At 72.3% G+C, this 2,416-nt stretch carries 2 protein-coding genes; both read left to right on the top strand.

Annotated features, from left to right (window positions below):
• The first annotated feature begins 252 nt into the window (after nucleotides 1–252).
• Nucleotides 253–990, top strand: coding sequence for a response regulator transcription factor (locus H5J30_RS27430; protein ID WP_181790001.1), 738 nt, complete (start codon nucleotides 253–255; stop codon nucleotides 988–990).
• Between the two features lie 74 nt (nucleotides 991–1,064).
• A complete protein-coding gene (locus tag H5J30_RS27425; RefSeq protein WP_181790000.1) occupies nucleotides 1,065–2,081 on the top strand; it encodes a LacI family DNA-binding transcriptional regulator in 1,017 nt (338 codons plus the stop codon).
• Nucleotides 2,082–2,416: the final 335 nt, after the last annotated feature.

The raw sequence follows: 2,416 nt of genomic DNA, 5'->3' as shown, positions 1-2,416 counted from the left end.
GAACCGGGCGGGGCGGGTGCGGAAGGACCGGGTGCGGTGTCTCGCCGGCCGGACGAGGCCGCGGAGGTCGAGCTCATGTGGGCTATTCTGACGTGTGAAGGACCCGGGCAAGGTTGCCCCCGGGTCCTTTCGTGCTTACATGCCACCTTCTGAGGAGGCCGACCACATGGGCAAACGCAGAGGCAGAGCCGAGACCGAGACGACCGCCACGAGCGCGAGTGCCGCCACCGCCCTCCTCCGGGAGGTGCGCCCGTGAGTTCTCTGCTGCTGCTGACCAACGCCCTGCAGCCCTCCGCGGAGGTGCTCCCCGCGCTCGGCCTGCTGCTCCACAACGTCCGGGTGGCGCCCGCCGAGGGCCCCGCCCTGATCGACACCCCCGGCGCCGACGTGATCCTCGTCGACGGCCGCCGCGACCTGCCGCAGGTGCGCAGCCTGTGTCAGCTGCTGCACTCCACGGGCCCCGGCTGCCCCCTGATCCTCGTCGTGACGGAGGGCGGGCTCGCCGCCGTCACCGCCGAGTGGGGCGTGGACGACGTGCTGCTGGACACCGCGGGACCTGCCGAGGTGGAGGCGCGGCTGCGGCTGGCGCTGGGCCGGCAGCAACTGCCCGCGGACGAGAGCCCCACGGAGATCCGCAACGGCGATCTGACGGTGGACGAGGCCACGTACAGCGCGAAGCTGAAGGGACGGGTGCTGGACCTGACCTTCAAGGAGTTCGAGCTGCTGAAGTACCTCGCGCAGCACCCGGGGCGGGTGTTCACGCGGGCGCAGCTCCTCCAGGAGGTCTGGGGCTACGACTACTTCGGCGGCACCCGCACCGTGGACGTCCACGTGCGGCGGCTGCGGGCGAAGCTCGGTCCCGAGCACGAGTCGCTGATCGGCACGGTACGCAACGTCGGCTACCGCTTCGTGGTGCCGGAGAAGGCCGAGAAGAAGGCCGAGAGGCGGGAGCAGGCGGGCGCGCCGCGGGATGCGCGGCACCGCGCGTAGTAAGCCCCGAGGCGGTGGCCAGGGCATCACAGAGGCGGGGTAGTGCGGAGAGTCATCACGCGTAGACTTGCGCCGTGGCCAAGGTGACGCGGGACGACGTGGCACGGCTGGCGGGGACCTCGACCGCGGTCGTGAGCTACGTCATCAACAACGGACCCCGGCCGGTCGCCCCGGCCACCCGGGAGCGGGTGCTCGCGGCGATAAAGGAGTTGGGCTACCGCCCGGACCGCGTGGCGCAGGCCATGGCCTCGCGGCGTACGGACCTCATCGGCATGATCGTGCCGGACGCGCGGCAGCCGTTCTTCGGCGAGATGGCGCACGCGGTGGAGCAGGCGGCGTCCGAGCGCGGGAAGATGGTCCTCGTCGGCAACTCCGACTATCTCGACGACCGCGAGGTCCACTATCTGCGGGCCTTCCTCGGGATGCGCGTCTCCGGCCTGATCCTCGTCAGCCAGGGCCCGAGCCCCGCGGCGGCGGCGGAGATCGACGCGTGGGACGCGCGGGTGGTGCTCATGCACGAGCGCCGGGACCAGCCGGAGGACCTGGTCGTCGTCACGGACGACGTCGGCGGCGCGCGGCTGGCGACGAGCCACCTGCTGGAGCACGGCCACGCGTACGTGGCCTGCCTGGGCGGCGTCGAGACCACCCCGACGACGGGCGACCCGGTCACCGACCACGTCGAGGGCTGGCGCATCGCGATGCGCGCGGCGGGCCGGTCCACGGAGGGCCGGCTCTTCCAGTCCCCGTACAACCGGTACGACGCCTACCAGGTCGGCCTGAAGCTCCTCGCCGGCCCGGACCGGCCCCCGGCCATCTTCTGCGCCACCGACGACCAGGCCATCGGCATCCTCCGGGCCGCCCGCGAACTGCGCATCGACGTCCCCGGCGAACTGGCGGTGGCGGCCTTCGACAACGTCAAGGAGGCGGGTCTCACGGACCCGCCCCTGACGACGGTCGCCTCGGACCGCCCGGCGATGGCCCGCGCGGCGGTGGACCTGGTCCTGGACGAAACCCCCCTGGCCACCCGCCGCGAACGCCTCAAGCAGTTCCCGTCCCACCTGGTCACCCGCCGCTCCTGCGGCTGCCCGTAGCCGGGACGATTGCGGCCGTGAGCGCCGCCCGGGGTGACTTCGTCGCGGCCGTCACGCGCGGGGACGGCGCGGCGCTACCCGCTCGCCCTGCTGCGAGCCGGCACCCTGCTGGCCGAGATCATCGAGTCGGGCCCCGGCCCGGCCGACTTTATTTCGGGCGAACATGGTTCTATCGCGCTTCTTACGTCCATCTCAGCTCCCTCTCAGAATGGCCGGGGATCGTCGATGGCATGACGGAGCAGACATACCGCACCAGCAGCCAGCCCGACTTCATCGCCGGCCGTGACGGGGTCCTGCCCGCCGACCCGGCTGGTGCCGGGCATCCTCCGACCCTC

Origin of the sequence: Streptomyces phytophilus (assembly GCF_013870535.1) — a bacterium.
Classification (GTDB): Bacteria; Actinomycetota; Actinomycetes; order Streptomycetales; family Streptomycetaceae; genus Streptomyces; species Streptomyces phytophilus.
This window is presented reverse-complemented; position numbering and strand designations above follow the sequence as displayed.